Source organism: Citrobacter sp. wls714 (assembly GCF_005281025.1).
GTDB classification, from domain to species: Bacteria; Pseudomonadota; Gammaproteobacteria; order Enterobacterales; family Enterobacteriaceae; genus Citrobacter; species Citrobacter werkmanii.
Map to the genome: position 1 here is coordinate 137,977 of NZ_SZWZ01000029.1, position 20,365 is coordinate 158,341.

At 52.5% G+C, this 20,365-nt stretch carries 18 protein-coding genes; 7 read left to right on the forward strand and 11 right to left on the reverse strand.

What is annotated here, in order from left to right; all coding sequences use genetic code 11:
- Positions 1-245: 245 nt before the first annotated feature.
- Both ybjG and deoR read left to right on the forward strand, forming a co-directional pair.
- Positions 246-854, forward strand: a complete 609-nt coding sequence (gene ybjG, locus FDX11_RS06420; protein WP_061381889.1) for an undecaprenyl-diphosphate phosphatase — start codon at positions 246-248, stop codon at positions 852-854.
- A 63-nt stretch (positions 855-917) separates the two neighbouring features.
- Entirely contained in the window at positions 918-1,676 is a 759-nt protein-coding gene (gene deoR, locus FDX11_RS06425) for a DNA-binding transcriptional repressor DeoR (protein ID WP_042309541.1), read from the forward strand.
- A gap of 48 nt (positions 1,677-1,724) precedes the next feature.
- Here deoR and dacC read toward each other — a convergent pair whose 3' ends face one another.
- Positions 1,725-2,927 carry a serine-type D-Ala-D-Ala carboxypeptidase gene (gene dacC / locus FDX11_RS06430; RefSeq protein ID WP_137397671.1) on the reverse strand — a complete coding sequence of 401 codons (1,203 nt, stop codon included), beginning with the start codon at positions 2,925-2,927 and terminating at the stop codon, positions 1,725-1,727.
- Positions 2,928-3,256: 329 nt separating this feature from the next.
- On the opposite strand from dacC, the gene FDX11_RS06435 reads away from it, so the two are divergent.
- A complete protein-coding gene (locus FDX11_RS06435; RefSeq protein WP_061381890.1) occupies positions 3,257-3,883 on the forward strand; it encodes a glutathione S-transferase family protein in 627 nt (208 codons plus the stop codon).
- Between the two features lie 5 nt (positions 3,884-3,888).
- Here FDX11_RS06435 and FDX11_RS06440 read toward each other — a convergent pair whose 3' ends face one another.
- The gene (locus tag FDX11_RS06440; RefSeq protein WP_137361325.1) at positions 3,889-4,986 is read right to left on the reverse strand and encodes a PQQ-dependent sugar dehydrogenase; all 1,098 of its coding nucleotides are present in this window, start codon (positions 4,984-4,986) and stop codon (positions 3,889-3,891) included.
- A gap of 102 nt (positions 4,987-5,088) precedes the next feature.
- On the reverse strand, positions 5,089-5,472 hold the full coding sequence (gene bssR, locus FDX11_RS06445) for a biofilm formation regulator BssR (RefSeq protein ID WP_038639191.1): 384 nt from the start codon (positions 5,470-5,472) through the stop codon (positions 5,089-5,091).
- A 220-nt stretch (positions 5,473-5,692) separates the two neighbouring features.
- On the opposite strand from bssR, the gene FDX11_RS06450 reads away from it, so the two are divergent.
- Positions 5,693-6,619, forward strand: coding sequence for a LysR family transcriptional regulator (locus tag FDX11_RS06450; RefSeq protein ID WP_042309545.1), 927 nt, complete (start codon positions 5,693-5,695; stop codon positions 6,617-6,619).
- 31 nt (positions 6,620-6,650) lie between these two features.
- Here the strand turns inward: FDX11_RS06450 and glgP are convergent, their stop codons facing one another.
- Positions 6,651-9,101, reverse strand: coding sequence for a glycogen phosphorylase (glgP, locus tag FDX11_RS06455; protein WP_137397645.1), 2,451 nt, complete (start codon positions 9,099-9,101; stop codon positions 6,651-6,653).
- A 52-nt stretch (positions 9,102-9,153) separates the two neighbouring features.
- Positions 9,154-9,339 carry a glycine cleavage system protein T gene (locus tag FDX11_RS06460; protein ID WP_233639301.1) on the reverse strand — a complete coding sequence of 62 codons (186 nt, stop codon included), beginning with the start codon at positions 9,337-9,339 and terminating at the stop codon, positions 9,154-9,156.
- 231 nt (positions 9,340-9,570) lie between these two features.
- Here FDX11_RS06460 and rimO point away from each other — a divergent pair, with 231 nt between their 5' ends.
- Positions 9,571-10,878, forward strand: a complete 1,308-nt coding sequence (rimO, locus tag FDX11_RS06465; RefSeq protein WP_137397646.1) for a 30S ribosomal protein S12 methylthiotransferase RimO — start codon at positions 9,571-9,573, stop codon at positions 10,876-10,878.
- Between the two features lie 54 nt (positions 10,879-10,932).
- Here the strand turns inward: rimO and gsiD are convergent, their stop codons facing one another.
- The 6 genes from gsiD to FDX11_RS06495 all read right to left on the reverse strand — a co-directional run bounded on the left by gsiD (position 10,933) and on the right by FDX11_RS06495 (position 18,184).
- Positions 10,933-11,844 (reverse strand): glutathione ABC transporter permease GsiD, encoded by a 912-nt coding sequence (gene gsiD, locus FDX11_RS06470; RefSeq protein ID WP_061381894.1) that lies wholly within the window; start codon positions 11,842-11,844, stop codon positions 10,933-10,935.
- Between the two features lie 2 nt (positions 11,845-11,846).
- Positions 11,847-12,767, reverse strand: coding sequence for a glutathione ABC transporter permease GsiC (gene gsiC / locus FDX11_RS06475; protein WP_042309550.1), 921 nt, complete (start codon positions 12,765-12,767; stop codon positions 11,847-11,849).
- Positions 12,768-12,813: 46 nt separating this feature from the next.
- The gene (gene gsiB / locus FDX11_RS06480; protein WP_042309552.1) at positions 12,814-14,352 is read right to left on the reverse strand and encodes a glutathione ABC transporter substrate-binding protein GsiB; all 1,539 of its coding nucleotides are present in this window, start codon (positions 14,350-14,352) and stop codon (positions 12,814-12,816) included.
- A 28-nt stretch (positions 14,353-14,380) separates the two neighbouring features.
- Positions 14,381-16,252 (reverse strand): glutathione ABC transporter ATP-binding protein GsiA, encoded by a 1,872-nt coding sequence (gsiA, locus tag FDX11_RS06485; RefSeq protein ID WP_137397647.1) that lies wholly within the window; start codon positions 16,250-16,252, stop codon positions 14,381-14,383.
- Entirely contained in the window at positions 16,236-17,204 is a 969-nt protein-coding gene (gene iaaA / locus FDX11_RS06490) for a beta-aspartyl-peptidase (protein WP_042310148.1), read from the reverse strand. Before iaaA ends, gsiA begins: the two co-directional genes overlap by 17 nt.
- Positions 17,205-17,395: 191 nt before the next feature.
- Positions 17,396-18,184, reverse strand: a complete 789-nt coding sequence (locus tag FDX11_RS06495; RefSeq protein WP_137397648.1) for an aminoglycoside adenylyltransferase family protein — start codon at positions 18,182-18,184, stop codon at positions 17,396-17,398.
- Between the two features lie 175 nt (positions 18,185-18,359).
- On the opposite strand from FDX11_RS06495, the gene moeA reads away from it, so the two are divergent.
- Entirely contained in the window at positions 18,360-19,595 is a 1,236-nt protein-coding gene (moeA, locus tag FDX11_RS06500) for a molybdopterin molybdotransferase MoeA (RefSeq protein ID WP_137397649.1), read from the forward strand.
- A complete protein-coding gene (gene moeB / locus FDX11_RS06505; RefSeq protein ID WP_137397650.1) occupies positions 19,595-20,344 on the forward strand; it encodes a molybdopterin-synthase adenylyltransferase MoeB in 750 nt (249 codons plus the stop codon). The genes moeA and moeB overlap by 1 nt, the downstream gene beginning before the upstream one ends.
- Positions 20,345-20,365 lie beyond the last annotated feature (21 nt).

Consider the following 20,365-nt stretch of genomic DNA (forward strand, 5'->3'; position numbering starts at 1 on the left):
CCGGTGATAGTGAATTATGTGATTTGAAAGCAAAATGCGCACATTTTTACATTCATTTGCTCAAGAACATTTTGCTTTAAGGTTAATTTAAGTTGAGGCCGCTATCATGCTTAATAGGTCTCATTAATTGTCTTAAAAATAGTCATTTAGCAGACAAATAAGACAAGACCGCTTTTTATCCTGTAACAGCAATTTTATGCTCTCCCCCTATGGGCCTTTTAACGAGTACACTGAGTCTGGACGTTATGCTGGAAAATCTTAATAATTCGCTGTTTTACCTGATCAACGCAACGCCGGACTCTGCGCAATGGGCTATCTCGCTCGCCATATTTATTGCCAAAGATTTAATCACCATTGTCCCGCTGTTAGCGGTTATTCTCTGGCTTTGGGGACCGCGCGCTCAGGTTACTCTCCAGCGCCAGTTGGTCATAAAAATGGCGATAGCGCTGGCAGTTGGCCTGACTATTTCATGGCTGATGGGGCATCTGTTCCCCCACGATCGTCCGTTCGTTAACCACATCGGGTACAACTTCCTCCACCATGCGGCGGATGACTCTTTCCCGAGCGATCACGGCACGGTTATCTTTACTTTTGCTCTGGCTTTCCTGTTCTGGCATCGCCTGTGGACTGGCGCGCTGCTGATGGTTGTCGCCGTGGCGATTGCCTGGTCGCGCGTATACCTTGGCGTACACTGGCCGCTGGATATGCTGGGCGGATTCCTGGCTGGGCTGATCGGCTGCCTGAGCGCCCAGATGATCTGGCAACGGTTCGGCGCGCCCCTTTACTTCGGCTTGCAGACCTGCTATCGCACCTGTTTCGCTCTGCCCATCCGTAAAGGCTGGGTGCGTGACTAACCCACGGTAAAAAGAGTAGTATTAGGCGCAATACGAGCACTTATACTACTCTCCAGGGGAACTATGGAAACTCGACGCGACGAGCGTATTGGTCAGTTGCTACAGGCGCTGAAACGCAGCGATAAATTACACCTCAAAGAAGCCGCGACGCTGCTGGGCGTATCTGAGATGACCATTCGTCGCGACCTGAATAATAACAATGCGCCTGTCGTCTTACTCGGGGGCTATATTGTTCTGGAGCCCCGCAGCGCCAACCACTATTTAATCAGCGATCAAAAATCCCGTCTGGTTGATGAAAAGCGCCGTGCCGCACAGCAGGCGGCAAGCCTCGTGCAGGCGCATCAGACCATCTTTTTCGACTGCGGCACGACCACGCCGTGGATTATTGAGGCTATCGACAATGAACTGCCTTTCACCGCAATCTGCTACTCGCTAAATACGTTTCTGGTATTGCAGGAAAAACCGCAGTGTCGCGTCATTCTATGTGGCGGGGAATTTCATGCCAGTAACGCCATCTTCAAACCGCTCGATTTTCAGGAAACACTGAATAATCTGTGCCCGGATATCGCCTTTTATTCCGCGGCAGGCGTGCACATTGAGAAAGGCGCGACCTGCTTTAATCTGGAAGAATTAGCGGTGAAACACTGGGCAATGTCGATGGCGCAGCATCACGTTCTGGTGGTCGACCACAGCAAGTTTGGGAAGGTACGTCCTGCGAGGATGGGGGAATTAAAACGTTTTGATACCATCATCAGTGACAGCCGCCCCGACGATGAGTTTGTGGAATACGCCAAGGCGCAACGCATAAAGCTGTTGTACTAGATGATACTGCCGGACAGCGATGTTAGCGCCATCCGGCAATCGATTAGATTAAGAGAACCAGCCGCCAAACCACTGGTGGAACTTCATCATCACAAAATCCCACATCCGGCTAAAGAAACCACCCTCTTCCACTGCTTCCATCACCATCAACGGACGTTGCTCGATAGATTTACCGTTCAACTGGAAGTCGATAGTCCCCACAACCTGCCCCTTTTTCAGCGGCGCGGTTAACAGTGGCTCGGTTAGCGTAAAGCTGGCTTTCAGGTTCTTAAGCTGACCGCGCGGGATAGTTACCGAACCCGCTTCCCCAGCCCCCAAATTGACTTCGCTCTTATCGCCAAACCAGACGCGCTGAGTCACGAAGGTGGCATCCGGTTTAATCGGCGTAACGGTTTCAAAGAAGCGGAAGCCCCAGGTCAGCAGTTTTTCTGATTCATTAAAACGGATACGGTCGGTTTTCGCCCCCAGCACGACGGAGATCAGACGCATATCGCCCTGGGTCGCGGAAGCGACGAGGTTATAACCCGCGCCCGCCGTGGTACCGGTTTTCATTCCGTCCACGTTCAGATTGGTGCTCCACAACAGACGGTTGCGGTTCGGCTGGCGAATTTTATTAAAGGTAAACTCTTTCTCTTTGTGGATAGCGTACTCTTCGGGCACATCGTGGATTAACGCCTTGCCGAGCAACGCCATATCACGCGCGGTACTGAACTGCCCTGCCGCATCCAGGCCATGCACCGTCTGGAACGTGGTATTGGTCAGTCCCAGTTTTTTCGCGTAACCGTTCATCAGACCGATGAAGGACTCCTGACTCCCGGCAACGTAATCAGCAAGTGCAATACAGGCATCATTACCAGACTGAATGATAACGCCTTTGTTCAGATCGGATACCGCAACCTGATCGCCAGGTTTGAGGAACATAACCGACGAACCGCGCAGGGCCGGATTACCGGTCGCCCAGGCATCTTTGCCCACGGTGACCATGTCGTTGAGGTTAATTTTTCCGGCCTTCAGCGCCTGACCGACCACATAGCTGGTCATGATTTTGGTCAGACTGGCAGGATCCAGTTTCTCATCAGCATTACCTTCCGCCAGCACCTTGCCGCTGGCGTAATCCATCAGGATCCATGCACGCGCGTCCACGCTCGGAGGAGCCGTGGGTTGCTCCGCCGCCTGTACGGTCGGTGCCAAAAGGATTAAGAGTGCAGAACCAGCAGCAAAGCTGCGAAGTGAAGAGAAGTATTGCGTCATAAATGCCACCCGAGTATCCATTCTAAAAAACCACGTCATACCACACCGTGTTTACACAAAACTGGCCAGACAATCTCGGCCAACCCATTGCAGAAAAAGTCTGATGGATGACGTGTAAAATAAGTGCGGTGAGTAATAACGCACTAACGAGCTTAAAGAAACCGTAAGTTGGTAAAGTTTTTAAAGTTTATGCAATAACGCCGCGCAGCGCTGCCCCTGGCACGATTTTTTTAGACGTTGTTGCGTAAATATTAGGTTTACCCCACCATGTGAGCGAGTCAGAGGGTATCTGCAGCCATGAAGCTGCTCAATTAATTTGCGGGGTTACTATGATTACACTGTGGGGTCGCAATAACTCGACCAACGTAAAAAAAGTATTGTGGACGCTCGAAGAACTGGAACTGCCGTATAACCAAATTCTGGCAGGCGGGCAGCATGGCGGTAACCGCGATGCCGACTATCTGGCGATGAACCCGAACGGGTTGGTCCCACTGCTACGCGATGATGAAACAGACGTTGTCCTGTGGGAATCCAATACCATTGTCCGTTATCTGGCGGCGCAGTACGGGCAAAAGCGTTTGTGGATTGAGGCACCTGCCGCGCGTGCCGTCGGCGAAAAATGGATGGATTGGGCGAACCAGACGCTGAGTCCTGCGCACCGGGTCATCTTATTTGGTCTGGTCAGAACGCCAGCCGATCAACGCGACATGGCAGCCATTGAGGCAAGTATTCAGGTTTGCGATAACCTGTTTGCTATTCTGGATAACGCGCTGGCGGACCAGCCGTGGTTCTCCGGGGCGGAATTTGGCACGGCGGATATCGCCATTGCGCCATTCGTCTATAACCTGTTCAACGTTGGTTTGACATGGACCCCGCGTCCACACCTGGAACGCTGGTATCAGCAACTGACGGAACGCCCGGCATTTCAAAAAGTGGTGATGATCCCGGTCAGTTAATCAGCTCAGGGACTCACTTTCAATAATTCCCCGTCGGACTCGTCGGTTAACACGTACAAATAGCCGTCTGGTCCGACGCGCACATCGCGGATCCGCTGTCCCCTTTCCTGCAACAGGCGTCCCTCTTCAGTGACCGTATTCCCTTTGACGCTCAGCACGATCACCTCTTTATCTTTCAACGCGCCGATAAACAGCTTCTGCCGCCACTGCGGGAAGGTATCGCTATTGTAAAAAGCCATTCCGCTAACTGCCGGTGACTTTTCCCAGTAAAAGATAGGCTGTTCTGTACCCGCAACAATTTGCCCCTTGGCTTCGGGAATTTTGAGACCACTATAGTTAATCCCCCAGGTTGCGATCGGCCAACCGTAGTTTTTGCCTCTTGCGGGGATATTGATTTCATCGCCTCCACGCGGACCATGCTCATTGAGCCACAGCGCATCGCTCCACGGATTCATTGCCATACCTTGTGGATTACGGATGCCATACGACCAAATTTCTGCCCGCGCCCCCGACTGATTCACAAACGGATTATCCGGCGGCGTTTTGCCCTCGTCGGTCAGACGTACCACCTTGCCCTGCAATTTATTTAGATCCTGGGCGGTTGCACGTTGGTTATTCTCACCCAGGCCGATAAACAGATAGCCATGACCATCAAACACCATGCGCCCACCAAAATGGTTTCCGGTTGAGAGCTTCGGCTGTTGGCGAAAAACGGTCTGGAACGCTTGCAGGTGTTTGAGATCGTCGCTCAGTCGTCCGTAACCTACCGCCGTGCCGGCTTTACCCTCACTGTCGGCTTCAGCGAAGCTGAGCCACACTCGCCGGGATCGTTCAAAGTCAGGCGCTAACGCCACATCCAACAATCCTCCTTGACCATTCGCCCAGACTTTAGGTACGCCGGTCAGCGGGTCGGAAAGTCCCTTATCAGGCTGCCAGAGTCGAAGCTGGCCGCCTTTGAGCGTAATTAACATACCGCGATTATCGGGTAAAAAAGCCAGCGACCACGGGTGATCAAGTTTGGTTTGCAGCACCTCCACCTTTACCGCGGCGGCATAAGAGGAAAATAGCGCAAGTGGGATAGCACAGAGAAAGAGTTGACGCATAACACCTCCTGAATGGCTCTGCATAAAGCGTAGCCAGCAGGGGGAATTATCCCGCTACATTTACATAATCTTAACGAAAAGGGGGAGCGCCCTCCCCCTGATTCAGACGTGTTCCAGCGTTGGATAAGATTGCAAACACTGGATGCTCAGCGTCAGCGTTGTCAGGCAGTTTTCCAGTTTATCTGCGTTAACGGCAATAAAAGTTGGACAATCGTGATGTCCACTCATAAGACAAACAGCGGCGGCGGCTAACGCCCCTTCAGCACGATGAAGGGCATTCCACTCTTCCTGATCAAGATGCATACCGTGAAGCTGTGATTGCTCGTGCAGTTCGCGATTCAGCACAAAAAAATTATCACGTAGACGATCGCTCTCGCTGACTGACATGTAGCCTTTCGCTTTTCTCAACAGCAGATAAGCGGCAAGTTCGATACGGGCGTTTATCAATTTGTTGAGAAGATCGGTTCTCAGTCTGTCAACAACCATACTTTGTTCCTCCTCTTTCCAACCATGGTGCAACTTAATAGTATGGTTGTTTTTTGAACAAATAGATGTCCTACATCAACAAAGCTCAATTGATTAACATAATTTACAATGTTACAACTCCAGGCGATGCGCTTAGCGAAAATGGTCAGTTTCTCGCTGGCATGGCATTTTTTGCTATACCTGATGTGATTACTGCCGAAGTGCTGATTATGAGGGGTCTATGTCGAAAGCAAATGATGCAGAGAAAATTCGCACACTATCAAAAATTGATCTCAATCTGCTGACGATTTTCTGTTTGATCTATAGCGTAGGCAGCATCTCCCGAGTCGCTGACATGTTGAATATCTCACCCTCTGCCGTCAGCCAGTCCTTGAGAAAACTGCGCGAAATGATGGGGGATAATCTGTTTGTCCGCAGCGGAAATGCGCTGTTACCGACGGTCTACTCTGATGAGCTTTATGATAATACGATCCCTATTATCGACAAACTGTCGTTGCTGATGCCGCTTTCCACGCCTGCCGCCAAAAAAAGGCTAACGCTCTATACGGAATCTTTTATATCCCCTATCGTCATTCCCGATGTTACCGCGAGAATAATCGATACCGACGCCGATATCAGTCTCCTGCACCTCACCGCCGACCTGAATGAACAGAGCATTATTGAGTTATTGAATATGCGCCAGGCGGATGTCGTTTTTTCAACTTTTTCCGTTGAGTCAGCAAGCCTTTCATGCCAGAAAATATGCGATATGCGCCTGGTACTGGTAGCGTCGCAGAATAACGCTTTATACGGTAGTTCCATTAGCGAAGCACAATTCAGAAACGCGAACCTGGTGGGTTATAATACCAAGAATGAAAAAATCATTTACCATCGCAGTATTGTGGATAAAAAATTCAGATCCGGGGATCGCTGCCTGCTGACCTCATCATTTACGGCGATACTGACGATTGTGTCCAATACCCATTGTATAGGGGTGATCCCGGAAAAGGTATTTGCAACACATGCTCATCTGTATGGGCTGAAAAAAATAAACACGCCGTTTCCCCTGCCGCAATTTAGTGTGTTTGCTTCATCGCGCAAAGACAGCAATACCCATAAGATCCTCTCCCCCATACTCGCCGATTTGCAAACCGCCTCCCTGTTATGAAAACCAGGGAGGCCCAGCGTTAGGGAAATTGCTATACGTGAATTTTAGCTATGCGCCAGATATGATCAGCATATTCCTGCACCGTTCTGTCAGATGAGAAATACCCCATGTTGGCAATATTGTGCAACGTCCTGGTCGTCCACTCCCGGGGTGTTCGATACAGCTCATCCACCGCATCCTGACAGTTCACATAGCTGCGGTAATCCGCCAACACCTGATAGTTGTCGCCAAAATTGATTAATGAATCCAGCACGTCTCTGTAACGTCCGGGCTCCTGCGGGCTGAACATACCCGTACCGATTTGCGTCAGCGCCTGGTGCAATTCCTCATCATTTTCAAAGATGCGTCGCGGGTCATAGCCATCGCGTCGTAAGGCTTCAACCTGATTAGCCGTATTACCAAAGATGAAGATGTTATCTTCCCCAACGTACTCGCGCATTTCAATATTCGCGCCGTCGAGCGTACCAATGGTCAACGCGCCATTCATACCAAACTTCATATTGCTGGTCCCGGAGGCTTCCGTCCCGGCCAGGGAAATTTGCTCTGACAGATCGGCAGCAGGAATAATTAGCTGTGCGAGACTGACGCTGTAATCCGGGATGAAAACCACCTTTAGTTTGCCGCCTTTTTGCGGGTCATTGTTGACTAACTGCGCCACATCATTAATTAAGCGGATAATTTGCTTCGCCATGTAATAAGACGAGGCGGCTTTTCCGGCAAAAATATTCACCCGTGGAACCCAGTTGGCATCCGGCGCGGCTTTAATCCGGTTATAGCGCGTGATCACATGCAGCACATTCATAAGCTGCCGCTTGTATTCGTGAATACGTTTCACCTGCACATCAAACAGCGCATCAGGATTCACCACCACGCCGTAATGGGCGGCAATATGTTGCGCCAATCGCTGCTTATTTTCATACTTCGCCCGGCGCACCGCCTCATTCACCGTCGGATAATCTATGTATTGCTTTAACTCGCCCAATTGCATTAATTTGGTCCGCCAGCTTTCGCCAATATTCTCATCCAGCACATTGGCAAGCGGAGGATTAGCCAACGCCAGCCAACGCCGCGCCGTGACACCATTGGTTACGTTGGTGAAACGCAGAGGAAAGATACGCGCAAAGTCAGCAAACAGGGAGTCGGTCATCAGCTTTGAATGCAACGCCGATACGCCATTTACCTTATGACTGACAACCACCGCCAGCCAGGCCATGCGCACCACGCGCCCATTAGATTCATCAATCAGCGATACGCGCTGCAGCAGTTCGCTATCATCGCGATAGCGCTCCTGTAACGTCTTCAGGAAGCGGTCGTTAATCTCAAAAATAATCTGCAAATGACGCGGTAAAAGTCGACTTAACATTTCTACCGGCCAGGTTTCCAGCGCCTCGCTCATCAACGTATGGTTGGTATAAGAAAAAATCTGACAGGTCACGTCAAACGCGTTATCCCAACTAAACTGGTGATGATCAATCAGCAAACGCATCAGCTCAGGGATCGCCAGCACCGGATGCGTATCATTGAGGTGGATAGCGATTTTATCGGCCAGATTATCGTATGTGCGGTGCAACTGATAATGACGGCTCAGGATGTCCTGAATCGTGGCCGAGGCCAGGAAATAGGCCTGGCGTAAACGCAGTTCACGTCCTGCATCGGTCGAATCATCAGGGTACAAAACTCGCGAGATCCTCTCGAAGTGATATTTGTTTTCCATTTGCGTAGCAAAGTCTTCCTGCTGATTCAGTTTGCCCGCATTGACCTCACTATTTACCTGAACGTTCCACAACCGCAATGTATTGGTGGTGTCCGTCGCATAGCCGGGAATAATCTGGTCATGGGCCACCGCCAGAATATCTTCAGTTTCTAGCCAGCGGGTTTTATTCCCTTCTTGTTGCAGTCGCCCGCCAAAGCGCACTTTATAATGCGTATTATGACGTTTGAATTCCCACGGATTACCGTATTCTAACCAATAGTCCAGCGACTCTTTTTGCACGCCATCAACGATATTTTGTTTAAACATACCGTAGTTATAGCGAATGCCGTATCCGCATCCCGGCAGACCAAGCGTTGCCAGAGAATCAAGGAAACAGGCCGCCAGTCGTCCGAGACCGCCATTTCCAAGTCCGGGATCATTTTCCTCGTCAATTAGCTCTTCCAGTTCCAGCCCCATTGCCTCCAGCGCGCTTCTGACTTCTTCGTAAATACCTAACGAGAGCAATGCATTAGACAGCGTACGGCCAATTAAAAATTCCATCGACAGATAATAAACCTGGCGCGCATCCTGAGAGAATTGTGCCCGATTAGAACGGTGCCAGCGCTCGACCATTCGATCGCGAACCGCATATAACGTCGCATTAAGCCACTCCCGTTTCGTGGCGATGGCGGGATCTTTGCCAATAGTAAATAAAAGTTTATTAGCAATATCATCTCTCAGTTTATCAACATCAGAGTCCGCCGCGAGCGGTAGTGGCGAAATATACATATTAACGTTACCTTTCAAATTTTGCAGGATGGATAATAGACAGGTGAATTATTTAAACTCTGGGTTTGCGAACGTCAGTTTTTTGCCGAATAATTTCATGACTGGCGATAAACGTTAATTCTGTCATTAATACACGCCAACTTAAGCCTGTGGCCAGTGAAATATAATATAAACTCACGCCATTAGCATAAAGAGTTTTAGCCATTTCAAGTTTCGACTGCAAAACAATATCTTTCAAATTTAACCTCATTAATAACGCTCGACGAGATAAAATTTATGCTAATTAATTTCTACAGCCAAGAAGTGACACTTAAAGCCGGAATTAGACTCGCTAAACACCTTCCGCTAACCGATCCACTATTTATAGGTATTGGTCTTTATTCTCCCGGTCTTATGCCGATCAGATATAGATGTACCGTGACGGCATCTGTATAATCCCCCGATTACGAGCAATGTACAGTATAAGAAAATGGCAAAAATTGGTTTTATATCACTAGGTTGTCCGAAAAACCTCGTCGATTCTGAGCGCATCCTGACCGAACTTCGTACCGAAGGCTATGATGTTGTGCCAAGCTACGACGACGCGGATATGGTTATCGTTAACACCTGCGGCTTTATCGACAGCGCGGTTCAGGAGTCCCTGGAAGCAATCGGTGAAGCGTTGAACGAAAACGGCAAGGTGATCGTTACCGGCTGTCTGGGCGCGAAAGTCGATCAGATCCGTGAAGTCCACCCGAAAGTACTGGAAATCACCGGTCCGCACAGCTATGAACAGGTTCTGGAGCACGTTCACCACTATGTGCCAAAACCAAAGCATAACCCGTTCCAGAGTCTGGTTCCTGAGCAGGGCGTCAAGCTGACTCCGCGCCATTATGCCTATCTGAAAATTTCTGAAGGCTGCAACCACCGCTGCACGTTCTGCATTATTCCGTCAATGCGTGGCGATCTGGTGAGCCGTCCGATCGGCGACGTTCTCAGCGAAGCCAAGCGTCTGGTAGATGCGGGCGTGAAAGAGATACTGGTCATTTCTCAGGATACCTCCGCGTACGGCGTGGATGTGAAGCATCGCACCGGTTTCCATAACGGCGAGCCGGTCAAAACCAGCATGGTTGATTTGTGCGAACAGTTATCAAAACTGGGGATCTGGACGCGTCTGCATTACGTCTATCCCTACCCGCACGTTGATGACGTAATCCCGCTGATGGCGGAAGGTAAAATCCTGCCGTATCTGGACATCCCGCTGCAGCATGCCAGCCCGCGTATTCTCAAGCTGATGAAACGCCCAGGTTCAGTCGACAGACAGCTGGCGCGCATCAAGCAGTGGCGTGAAATCTGTCCTGAACTGACGCTGCGCTCCACCTTCATTGTCGGTTTCCCGGGTGAAACAGAAGAAGACTTCCAGATGCTGCTCGACTTCCTGAAGGAAGCACGCCTGGATCGCGTCGGCTGCTTTAAGTACAGCCCGGTTGAAGGCGCTGGCGCCAATGGCCTGCCAGACCAAATCCCGGAAGAGGTGAAAGAAGAACGCTGGAATCGCTTTATGCAGTTGCAACAGCAGATCTCTGCTGAACGCTTGCAGGAGAAAGTGGGCCGCGAAATTCTGGTTATCGTTGATGAAGTTGACGAAGAAGGCGCGATTGGTCGCAGTATGGCTGACGCCCCGGAAATCGATGGCGCGGTATACCTGAATGGCGAAACCAAGGTGAAACCTGGCGATATCATTCGCGTGAGGGTCGAAAACGCAGATGAATACGATCTGTGGGGCACCCGCGTTTAAATAGCGTAACCCAACGTAGGCCGGATAAGCGTTACGCCTTATCCGGCCTACGGTTTATCCTTTTATCTTCGGGTCCAGCGCGTCGCGCAGACCATCGCCCAGTAAGTTAAACGCCAGCACCGTCAGAAATATCGCCACCGCCGGGAAAATTGCCACGTGGGGTGCTATCACCATATCGGCCCGCGCCTCATTGAGCATTGCACCCCACTCCGGGGTCGGCGGCTGCGCGCCCAATCCCAGGAATGACAAGCTCGCGGCAGAGATAATCGACGTGCCAATTCGCATGGTAAAAAAGACCACGATCGATGAGACCGTTCCCGGCAGAATATGGTTAAAGATGATGGTTGCATCGCTGGCACCAATACTGCGGGCAGATTCAATAAAGGTCTGCTGCTTCAGCACTAGCGTATTCCCGCGCACCAGGCGCGCGAAGGCCGGAATGGAAAAAATAGCCACGGCAATAATCACGTTGGCAATACCGCTTCCCAGCACCGCCACCACAGCAATCGCCAGCAAAATCCCCGGAAAGGCGAACAGTACATCGCAGATGCGCATAATCAGTCGATCCCACCAGCCTGCGTAGTATCCCGCCAGCAACCCCAGCACCGTGCCAATCGCCGCGCCAATAAATACGGCAAAGACTCCAGCCGCCAGCGAGATTTGCGCGCCAACCAGCACACGGCTAAAGATATCCCGTCCCAGGGAGTCAACGCCAAACCAGTGCAACATCGACGGTCCGTCATTCAAACGGTCATAATCGAAGTAGTTTTCGGCATCAAATGGCGTCAGCCAGCGGGCAAAAATCGCCACCATAATCAGTACAAGGACAAATAATCCCGCGAACAGCGCCATGCGCTGGCGACGGAAACGACGCCAGAACTCATGCCACGGCGTGCGTATCTGCTCTGGCTTAACAAGAGGCATCGCATTCAAAATCGCCTGTCGGCGCCAGTTAAAAAATCGCATCCTTACTTGTACCTGATAGCCGGATTAATGGCGGCGTAGAGTACATCCACCACTAAGTTAATAAGAATAAACGCCAGAGAAAACAACAGCACCTCGGCCTGTATCACTGGGTAGTCGCGCATTTCGACTGAGTCCACTAACAGTCGTCCAAGCCCAGGCCAGTTAAACACCTTCTCAACCACAATTGAGCCGCCAAGCAAAAAGCCAAACTGTAGTCCCATCATGGTAACCACCGGGATCATCGCGTTCCGCAGACCATGTTTTAACACCACCCAGGTTTCACTCACTCCTTTAGCTCGCGCGGTGCGCATATAGTCTTCACTGAGCACATCAACAAACGAGGCGCGGGTAAAGCGGGCCAATACCGCTGCCACCGCCGCCCCCAGCGTGATTGACGGCAGGATATAGTGCAGCCAGGTGTCAGCGCCCACGGTGGGCAACCAGCCGAGTTCAACAGAAAATATCTGCATAAGCAGCATGCCGAGCGCAAAGGCCGGAAAAGAGATCCCGGTGACCGCCAGCGTCATACTTAACCTGTCCGGCCAGCGATTACGCCATACGGCGGCGATAATCCCCGCCGTCATACCAAATAACACTGCCCACGCCATACTGGCAATTGTCAGCCATAGCGATGGCATAAAACGGCTGGCAATTTCTTCCGCAACCGGGCGACGAGAAACCATCGAGGTTCCAAAATCGCCTTGCAACACGTTGGTCATGTAATGCCAGAACTGAATATGCAGCGGTTGGTCCAGACCTAGTTGCTTACGCACCAGTTCAATCACCTCAGCATCAGCCTCCGGTCCGGCAATCAGCCGGGCCGGATCACCGGGTAGCATGTGAACAAATAAAAACACCAGCACCGCCACAATTAACAGCGTTGGAATCAACCCCAGCAGGCGCTTGAAAACATAGTTAAGCATCACGCTCCCTTCGCCGGCCCCTGCATTACGGGGCCGAATGCATCGCTTATTTTAAATCCGCATCATCAAAGCTAAATCCGGTATCCGGCATGATCCAAAATCCGGTCAACCTGGTACTGTGCGCCGAAATCAGTTTTTCCACCACCAGCGGGATCCACGGCGACTCTTTCCAGATAATATCCTGCGCATCTTTGTACAGCTTCGCTTTCTGCGCTGGATCGTTGGTTTGCAAAGCCGCAGCTAGATCACTGTCCACCTGCTTATTGCTGTAGAACGCCGTGTTAAACAGGGTTGGCGGCCAGTTTTGTGATGCAAACAGCGGCGACAGCGCCCAGTCCGCTTCCCCTGTAGACGCAGACCAGCCGGTGTAGAACATCCGCACTCCGCTCTCTTTCTGCGCTTTACCTTCAACTTCCGCCGCACGCTGACCAGCGTCCATCGCCGTTACCTGAGCCTTAATGCCCACCTGCGCCAGCTGCTGCTGGGTAAATTGCAACACTTTCTGTGCAGTACTGTGGTTATGCGAAGACCACAGCGTGGTGGTAAAACCATTAGGGTAGCCCGCTTCTTTCAGCAACTCGCGCGCTTTCGCTGGATCATAAGGCCACGGCGTATAGCTTTGCGCATAGGCAATCGATGGCGGGAGAACACCGGTGGCAGGCGTCGCGTACCCGGCAAAAGCCACTTTCACCAGCGCCTGACGGTTGATGGCATAATTCAGTGCCTCACGTACCTTCGGGTTATCGAACGGTTTTTGCGTGACGTTCATGCTGATATAACGTTGCATGATAGACGGACTGGCCACCAGTTCCAGGTTTTTGTTCTTCGCCAGTAGCGCCGCCTGCTCGTAAGGGATCGGGAAGGCAAACTGCGCTTCGCCGGTCTGCAGCATGGCCGCACGCGTGTTGTTGTCGGTCACTGGACGCCAGGTGATCGTATCCAGCTTTGGCAGCCCTTGCTGCCAGTAGCCCGTGAACTTCTTAACCTTCACAAAATCCGTCTGATTCCAGGTATCAAGCTGGTACGGCCCGGTCCCCACTGGGTGGAAACCTATCTCCTTACCGTATTTCTCCAGCGCGGCGGGAGAAATCATCGCCGTTGCCGGATGCGCCAGAATATTGATAAAGGCAGAGAACGGCTGTTTCAGCGTAATCTTCACCGTCGATGGGTCGACAACCTCGGTTTTATCGATATTCTTATACAGATTGTAACGTTTCAGATGGTTTTCCGGATTACTGGCCCGATCGAGGTTAGCTTTGACCGCATCGGCGTTGAAGTCAGTGCCATCCTGAAACTTCACACCCTGACGCAGCTTAAGGGTGTAAGTCAGGCCATCATCAGAAACCGTATAACTCTCCGCCAGCACATTTTTCAGCTTCATCTCTTTATCAAGGCCAAACAGTCCTTGATAAAACGACTTTGCTACCGCCTGCGACAACGTGTCGTTCGCGTCATAGGGGTCGAGCGTGGTGAAGTTAGATCCCACTGCCACCACCACGTCTTTGGCGGCCCAGCCCGGTGCGGCGGCCAGCGCCGAGGCCACTCCCACAGCAACCAGCCATTTTCGAGCAACAATTTTTGTCATGTTATTCTCCTTGAACCCTGTCTGCCTGTTATAAACGCGAAAGCGCATTTTCTTGTTGTGGACGCGCTACATAATGCCCCGGGCCAACTAACTGTAATGACACGGGGGAAATCTCTTCGCCGCGCTTGCGGATATTGCTGGGGATATCATCCGACAACAGCACGCGCTGGGGGCGATGATGTGATGGATCGGCAACGGGTACTGCCGCCATTAGTTTGCGCGTATACGGATGCTGTGGATTTTCAAATACCGCCCGCCGGGTGCCGATCTCGACGATCTGCCCCAGATACATCACCGCCACACGGTGACTGATCCGCTCCACTACCGCCATATCGTGGGAAATAAACAGATATGCGATCCCCATTTCGCGCTGCAGGTCGAGCAACAGGTTGATAATTTGCCCACGAATCGAGACATCCAGAGCCGAGACCGACTCATCGGCAATGATCACCTTGGGATTGAGCGCCAAAGCCCGGGCAATGCAGATACGCTGACGCTGACCGCCGGAAAACTCGTGCGGATAGCGCCAGGCATGCTCAGGGAGCAATCCTACGCGCTCCAGCAGCCAGGCAACCCGTTTTGCAGCCGCATCACCTTGCAGTAATCCATGCACCCGTAACGGCTCTAAAATGGAATATCCCACCGTCTGGCGAGGATCGAGCGATGCATAAGGGTCCTGGAAGATAAACTGAATATCCCGGCGCAGCGGCTGCAGTTTGCTGGCGGCCAGGGTATCAATACGCTGTCCGTTGAAGATGATCTCTCCACGCTGAGACTCAACCAGGCGCAACAACGCCCGCCCGGTGGTGGACTTGCCGCAGCCCGACTCGCCCACCAGCGAGAGCGTTTCTCCCGGCCACAGGTCAAAGCTAACGTTTTCCACCGCGTGCACCTCACGGGTTACCCGGTTAAGAATGCCGCTGCGCAGAGGAAAACGTGTCACCAGATTGCGCACCCGTAGGATAGGCTCGCCTTCAACCACGGTGTCCTGCTCGGTTTGCGGTTCGACATGACTGGGATCGTGTAAAGAAATAAGTGGAAAACGGCGCGGATACTCTTGTCCGCTCATGGAGCCAAGCTGCGGTACGGCTGCCAGCAGCGCTTTAGTATAGGGATGCTGGGGAGCATGAAAGATCTGCTCAACGCTACCGGTTTCTACCGCCTCACCCTGATACATCACCAGCACACGGTCGGCAATATCCGCTACCACCCCCATATCGTGGGTAATAAAGATCACCCCCATAGACATATCCTGTTGCAACACTTTTATCAGTTGCAGGATCTGCGCCTGAATAGTGACATCCAGCGCGGTGGTCGGCTCATCGGCAATCAGTACCGCAGGGCGGCACGACAGCGCCATAGCGATCATCACGCGCTGGCGCATGCCGCCGGAAAGCTGGTGTGGATAGCGCGATAAAATCGCCTTCGCCTCAGGAATACGGACCTGATCGAGCATCCGTTTAGCTTCCAGCATCGCCTCTTCATGACTGGCCCCCTGGTGTAAGCGGATAGACTCGGCGATCTGCTCACCCACGGTAAACACCGGATTAAGCGATGTCATTGGCTCCTGAAAGATCATCGCGATATCCGCGCCGCGCACGTGGCGCATCTGTGATGCGCTCTGTTCACCCAGCTCTATCACCTGGCGGTTGCGGCGGCGGAGGAGCATTTCATCACAGCTCACCTCGCCGCCAGCCTGTTCAATCAGACGCATCAGCGACAAAGCCGTGACCGACTTTCCTGAACCGGACTCGCCAACTATCGCCAACGTTTCGCCACGCTTGAGGCGAAATGACAGATTGCGCACCGCACTGACACGCTGCTGTTCCTGTTCAAAGGTAATGTTCAGGTTGCTCACTGCCAGTACGTCACTGGCGTCAAGCTCATCGCTGTGTGGCAACGGTATCTCCTTTTTCCCGATAAATACCGGTGGTTGGCGTATCGCCCGCGTATCCCCAGGCACGGTACATGCCTTCACTATTAAACGGTAAGGCGACGTTACCCTCATGATCGATAGCAATTAAGCCACCGCTGCCGCCCAGCGCCGGTAATTTTTCCATCACCACACGCTCGCACGCCTCAGATAAACTCAGGCCGCCATAGTCCATCAACGCCGCAATGTCATAAGCCGCCAGAGCACGAATAAAGACTTCTCCGGTTCCGGTGCAGGAAACCGCCACGTTGGCGTTATTGGCATAACAGCCGGCACCAACCAGTGGACTGTCACCCACCCGGCCCGGCAATTTGTTGGTCATCCCGCCGGTCGATGTCGCCGCCGCCAGATTACCAAACATGTCCAGCGCGACCGCCCCCACGGTACCCATTTTGTTATTTTCATCCAGTGGGGTAGCGTTATGATCCAGCATCGTTTCACCCGTCGTTCGCGCCGCCAGCAATTGAGCGTAGCGTTCTGGCGTCGAGAAAATATCCGCCGAAACGCGCTCCATACCCTGCGCAATAGCAAAATTCTCTGCCCCCTCACCAATCATCATCACGTGTGGGCTGTGTTCCATCACCAGGCGTGCCGCGAGAACTGGATTTCGCAGATGACTTACTCCCGCGACGGCTCCCGCTTGCAGGGTATTACCGTCCATCACGCAGGCGTCCAGCTCATGGGTTTCATCACGGGTATATACTGCGCCAATTCCGGCATTAAACAGCGGGCACTCTTCCAGCAGACGCACGGCCTCGGTCACCACATCCAGTGCGCTACGCCCCTCTTCGAGCATCCGCTGACCGGTTTCGACGATATCGGACAGCGCCTGTATGTAGCGCAACTCCTGCTCCTGGCTCAGCTGCGCGCGGGTAATAGCCCCAGCACCGCCATGAATTGCAATAACTGCTTTACCCATTTTTTCGTCCATTAAGGTGACTGGTTCCGGGGGTTATAAATATCAGAATTTCGGTGACTTATTGATTCGATTTTTGAATATAGAAAGATGCAGACGTCATGTAAAGGTAAAGGCCTGCACCTCATAATCGATACCATCAGGTCATACAGATAGAGTAAACAGGAATGAGATCCCCGACGACATTGAATAGCCTATTCAAGCAGATCGGTAATCTCTTTTTTTGCATAAAACACAAATCGTTGTACTGACGGCATAGATTCAGCCCAGTTCGTTTTGGTTAACCCCAGATATTCCGCACATGCAGCTTGCAGCGTGCCAGCATGCTCAACGGGCAATTGCGGCATGAGCCACGACGCGGCCTCATCCTTTGCGACAATATCGCCAGTAACGACGCTGTACCAGATACGCGCCAAAGCCAACATGATATTGCGCTCATCACCCTCTACATCTGCCGGTTTTTGCCACTGTTCGAGGGTATGTCGAAACGTTTCCAATACATCATTGGCAGGAATGGCGTTGAATAATATATCAGCGGGTTCACCGAATAACGGTACGCTGGCGCGCCGGGCCTGGGTCAGCAAAATGGCAAGATCAGGATCCGCCAGCGCCGGTTCAAATACGCCGGCACCAATATCATCACGCAACCACTCACCAAACTGCATTTCTCTGACGGGAGGGAATCGCCACGGCATGATCTGCGAGAACAGAACAACGGTGACTTCCAGCGCGCGGTAACGTTCTGAGGTCCCGGGCGGCGCTGAAATGGTCAGCAATTCCCGCATTACGGTTTCTCTTAACCGGGCATCCATTGGTTCCCGTATGGTGACCAACAAATCGATGTCGCTTTGAGGTTTTAAACCGCTTTCGACAGCAGAACCATACAGATGAATAGCAACGAGATTCTCCTCGAAAACCTGGCGGATGAGCGCGCTGGCGGCATTCACCTGTCGTCGAATTGCCTCCGGGATTGTAGTAGCCATTTAGCCCCCTGGGGAAAGAGCGGAAATATTGAGTCTATACTGCATTGTTCCTGTGTCGCTATCCTCTGGCATAAAACCTTGATCAGATCTGATTCTAAGCCTGAGGTAGCATACTGTCCGCGGCCATTTTCTGACATAATAGCCGGATTCGATTTTGCCCCGCAGGAGTCTTCTCATGGAATTTACCGCCGGACTGATGCCGCTTGAAACGGCTCTCTCTCAGATGCTGTCGCGCATTACCCCGCTCACCGCCGTCGAAACGCTGCCGCTGGTTCAATGTTTTGGCCGTATCCTGGCCGCCGACGTCGTTTCCCCCATTGATGTACCGGGATTCGATAACTCGGCAATGGATGGCTATGCGGTGCGATTAGATGATTTACGCTCGGGTCTGCCGCTTGCGGTAGCAGGCAAAGCCTTTGCCGGACAGTCTTTTCACGGCGAATGGCCCGCGGGGACCTGTATCCGCATCATGACCGGCGCTCCGGTGCCTGCCGGTTGTGAAGCAGTGGTCATGCAGGAACAAACGGAACAAACCGACGACGGTGTGCGTTTTACCGCCGAAGTCCGCAGCGGACAAAATATTCGTCTGCGCGGTGAAGATATTGCGAACGGTGCAGTCGTCTTCCCCGCCGGGACCCGCCTGACAACCGCCGAGCTCCCGGTTCTGGCCTCGCTCGGAATTGCTGATGTGCCTGTTGTGCGCAAAGTCCGCGTGGCGTTGTTTTCCACTGGTGATGAACTGCAACTGCCGGGTCAACCGCTGGGCGACGGACAGATTTATGACACCAACCGTCTGGCCGTTCACCTGATGCTGCAACAGTTGGGCTGCGAGGTGATCAACCTGGGGATTATTCGCGACGATCCCAACGCCCTGCGCGCGGCGTTTATTGAAGCCGACAGCCAGGCCGATGTCGTTATCAGCTCCGGTGGCGTTTCTGTCGGTGAAGCGGATTACACCAAAACCATTCTGGAAGAGTTGGGAGAAATTGCCTTCTGGAAGCTGGCCATCAAACCGGGCAAACCGTTTGCCTTTGGCAAACTAAGCAACAGTTGGTTTTGCGGTCTGCCAGGTAACCCGGTGTCAGCAGCCCTCACCTTTTATCAACTGGTGCAACCAATGCTGGCGAAACTCAGCGGCAACACGGGCTGTGGGTTGCCTCCTCGCCAACGCGTGCGCACCGCGTCACGTCTGAAGAAGACGCCAGGACGTCTGGATTTTCAACGTGGCGTATTGCAGCGCACCGCAGAAGGCGAACTGGAAGTCACCACCACCGGACACCAGGGTTCGCATATTTTTAGCTCCTTTAGCCTCGGCAACTGTTTTATCGTGCTGGAACGCGATCGCGGCAACGTTGAAGCCGGAGAGTGGGTTGAAGTCGAGCCGTTTAACGCGCTGTTTGGGGGCCTGTAATGGCGGAACTCAGCGACCAGGAGATGATGCGCTATAACCGGCAAATCATTCTGCGCGGCTTCGATTTTGAAGGCCAGGAAGCGCTCAAGGAGGCGCGGGTACTGGTCGTTGGTCTGGGGGGACTTGGTTGCGCCGCGACCCAATACCTGGCAGGCGCAGGCATCGGGCATTTAACGCTGCTCGACTTTGACACCGTTTCCGTGTCGAACCTCCAGCGCCAGACGCTGCACAGCGATGCAACCGTAGGGCAACCGAAAGTGCTGTCCGCCCGCGACGCGCTGGCGCGGATTAACCCTTATATCACCATTACGCCAGTGAATGCGCTGCTGGATGATAGCGAAATTCACGCGCTGATCGCCGAACACGATTTGGTGCTGGACTGTACGGATAACGTCAGTATCCGCAATCAGCTTAATGCCGGATGCTTTAGCGCAAAGGTTCCGCTGGTTTCCGGGGCGGCAATCCGCATGGAAGGGCAAATTACCGTCTTTACCTATCAGGAAGGCGAACCCTGCTACCGTTGCCTGAGCCGCCTGTTCGGTGAAAATGCCCTCACCTGCGTGGAAGCTGGCGTAATGGCTCCGCTAATCGGCGTGATCGGCTCATTACAGGCTATGGAAGCCATTAAATTATTGGCAAACTACGGTAAACCCGCATCTGGAAAAATCGTCATGTACGACGCCATGACCTGCCAGTTTCGCGAAATGAAGCTGATGCGTAACCCTGGCTGTGAGGTGTGCGGGCAATAACTGTAAGCCCCGGCGGCATTT

Excerpts from the sequence above, each read along its gene's own strand:
- ybjG (WP_061381889.1), top strand. The coding sequence starts at position 246 with ATGCTGGAAAATCTTAATAATTCGCTGTTTTACCTGATCAACGCAACG.
- deoR (WP_042309541.1), top strand. The coding sequence starts at position 918 with ATGGAAACTCGACGCGACGAGCGTATTGGTCAGTTGCTACAGGCGCTG.
- dacC (WP_137397671.1), bottom strand. The coding sequence starts at position 2,927 with ATGACGCAATACTTCTCTTCACTTCGCAGCTTTGCTGCTGGTTCTGCA.
- FDX11_RS06435 (WP_061381890.1), top strand. The coding sequence starts at position 3,257 with ATGATTACACTGTGGGGTCGCAATAACTCGACCAACGTAAAAAAAGTA.
- FDX11_RS06440 (WP_137361325.1), bottom strand. The coding sequence starts at position 4,986 with ATGCGTCAACTCTTTCTCTGTGCTATCCCACTTGCGCTATTTTCCTCT.
- bssR (WP_038639191.1), bottom strand. The coding sequence starts at position 5,472 with ATGGTTGTTGACAGACTGAGAACCGATCTTCTCAACAAATTGATAAAC.
- FDX11_RS06450 (WP_042309545.1), top strand. The coding sequence starts at position 5,693 with ATGTCGAAAGCAAATGATGCAGAGAAAATTCGCACACTATCAAAAATT.
- glgP (WP_137397645.1), bottom strand. The coding sequence starts at position 9,101 with ATGTATATTTCGCCACTACCGCTCGCGGCGGACTCTGATGTTGATAAA.
- rimO (WP_137397646.1), top strand. The coding sequence starts at position 9,571 with ATGGCAAAAATTGGTTTTATATCACTAGGTTGTCCGAAAAACCTCGTC.
- gsiD (WP_061381894.1), bottom strand. The coding sequence starts at position 11,844 with ATGCGATTTTTTAACTGGCGCCGACAGGCGATTTTGAATGCGATGCCT.
- gsiC (WP_042309550.1), bottom strand. The coding sequence starts at position 12,767 with ATGCTTAACTATGTTTTCAAGCGCCTGCTGGGGTTGATTCCAACGCTG.
- gsiB (WP_042309552.1), bottom strand. The coding sequence starts at position 14,352 with ATGACAAAAATTGTTGCTCGAAAATGGCTGGTTGCTGTGGGAGTGGCC.
- iaaA (WP_042310148.1), bottom strand. The coding sequence starts at position 17,204 with ATGGGTAAAGCAGTTATTGCAATTCATGGCGGTGCTGGGGCTATTACC.
- FDX11_RS06495 (WP_137397648.1), bottom strand. The coding sequence starts at position 18,184 with ATGGCTACTACAATCCCGGAGGCAATTCGACGACAGGTGAATGCCGCC.
- moeA (WP_137397649.1), top strand. The coding sequence starts at position 18,360 with ATGGAATTTACCGCCGGACTGATGCCGCTTGAAACGGCTCTCTCTCAG.
- moeB (WP_137397650.1), top strand. The coding sequence starts at position 19,595 with ATGGCGGAACTCAGCGACCAGGAGATGATGCGCTATAACCGGCAAATC.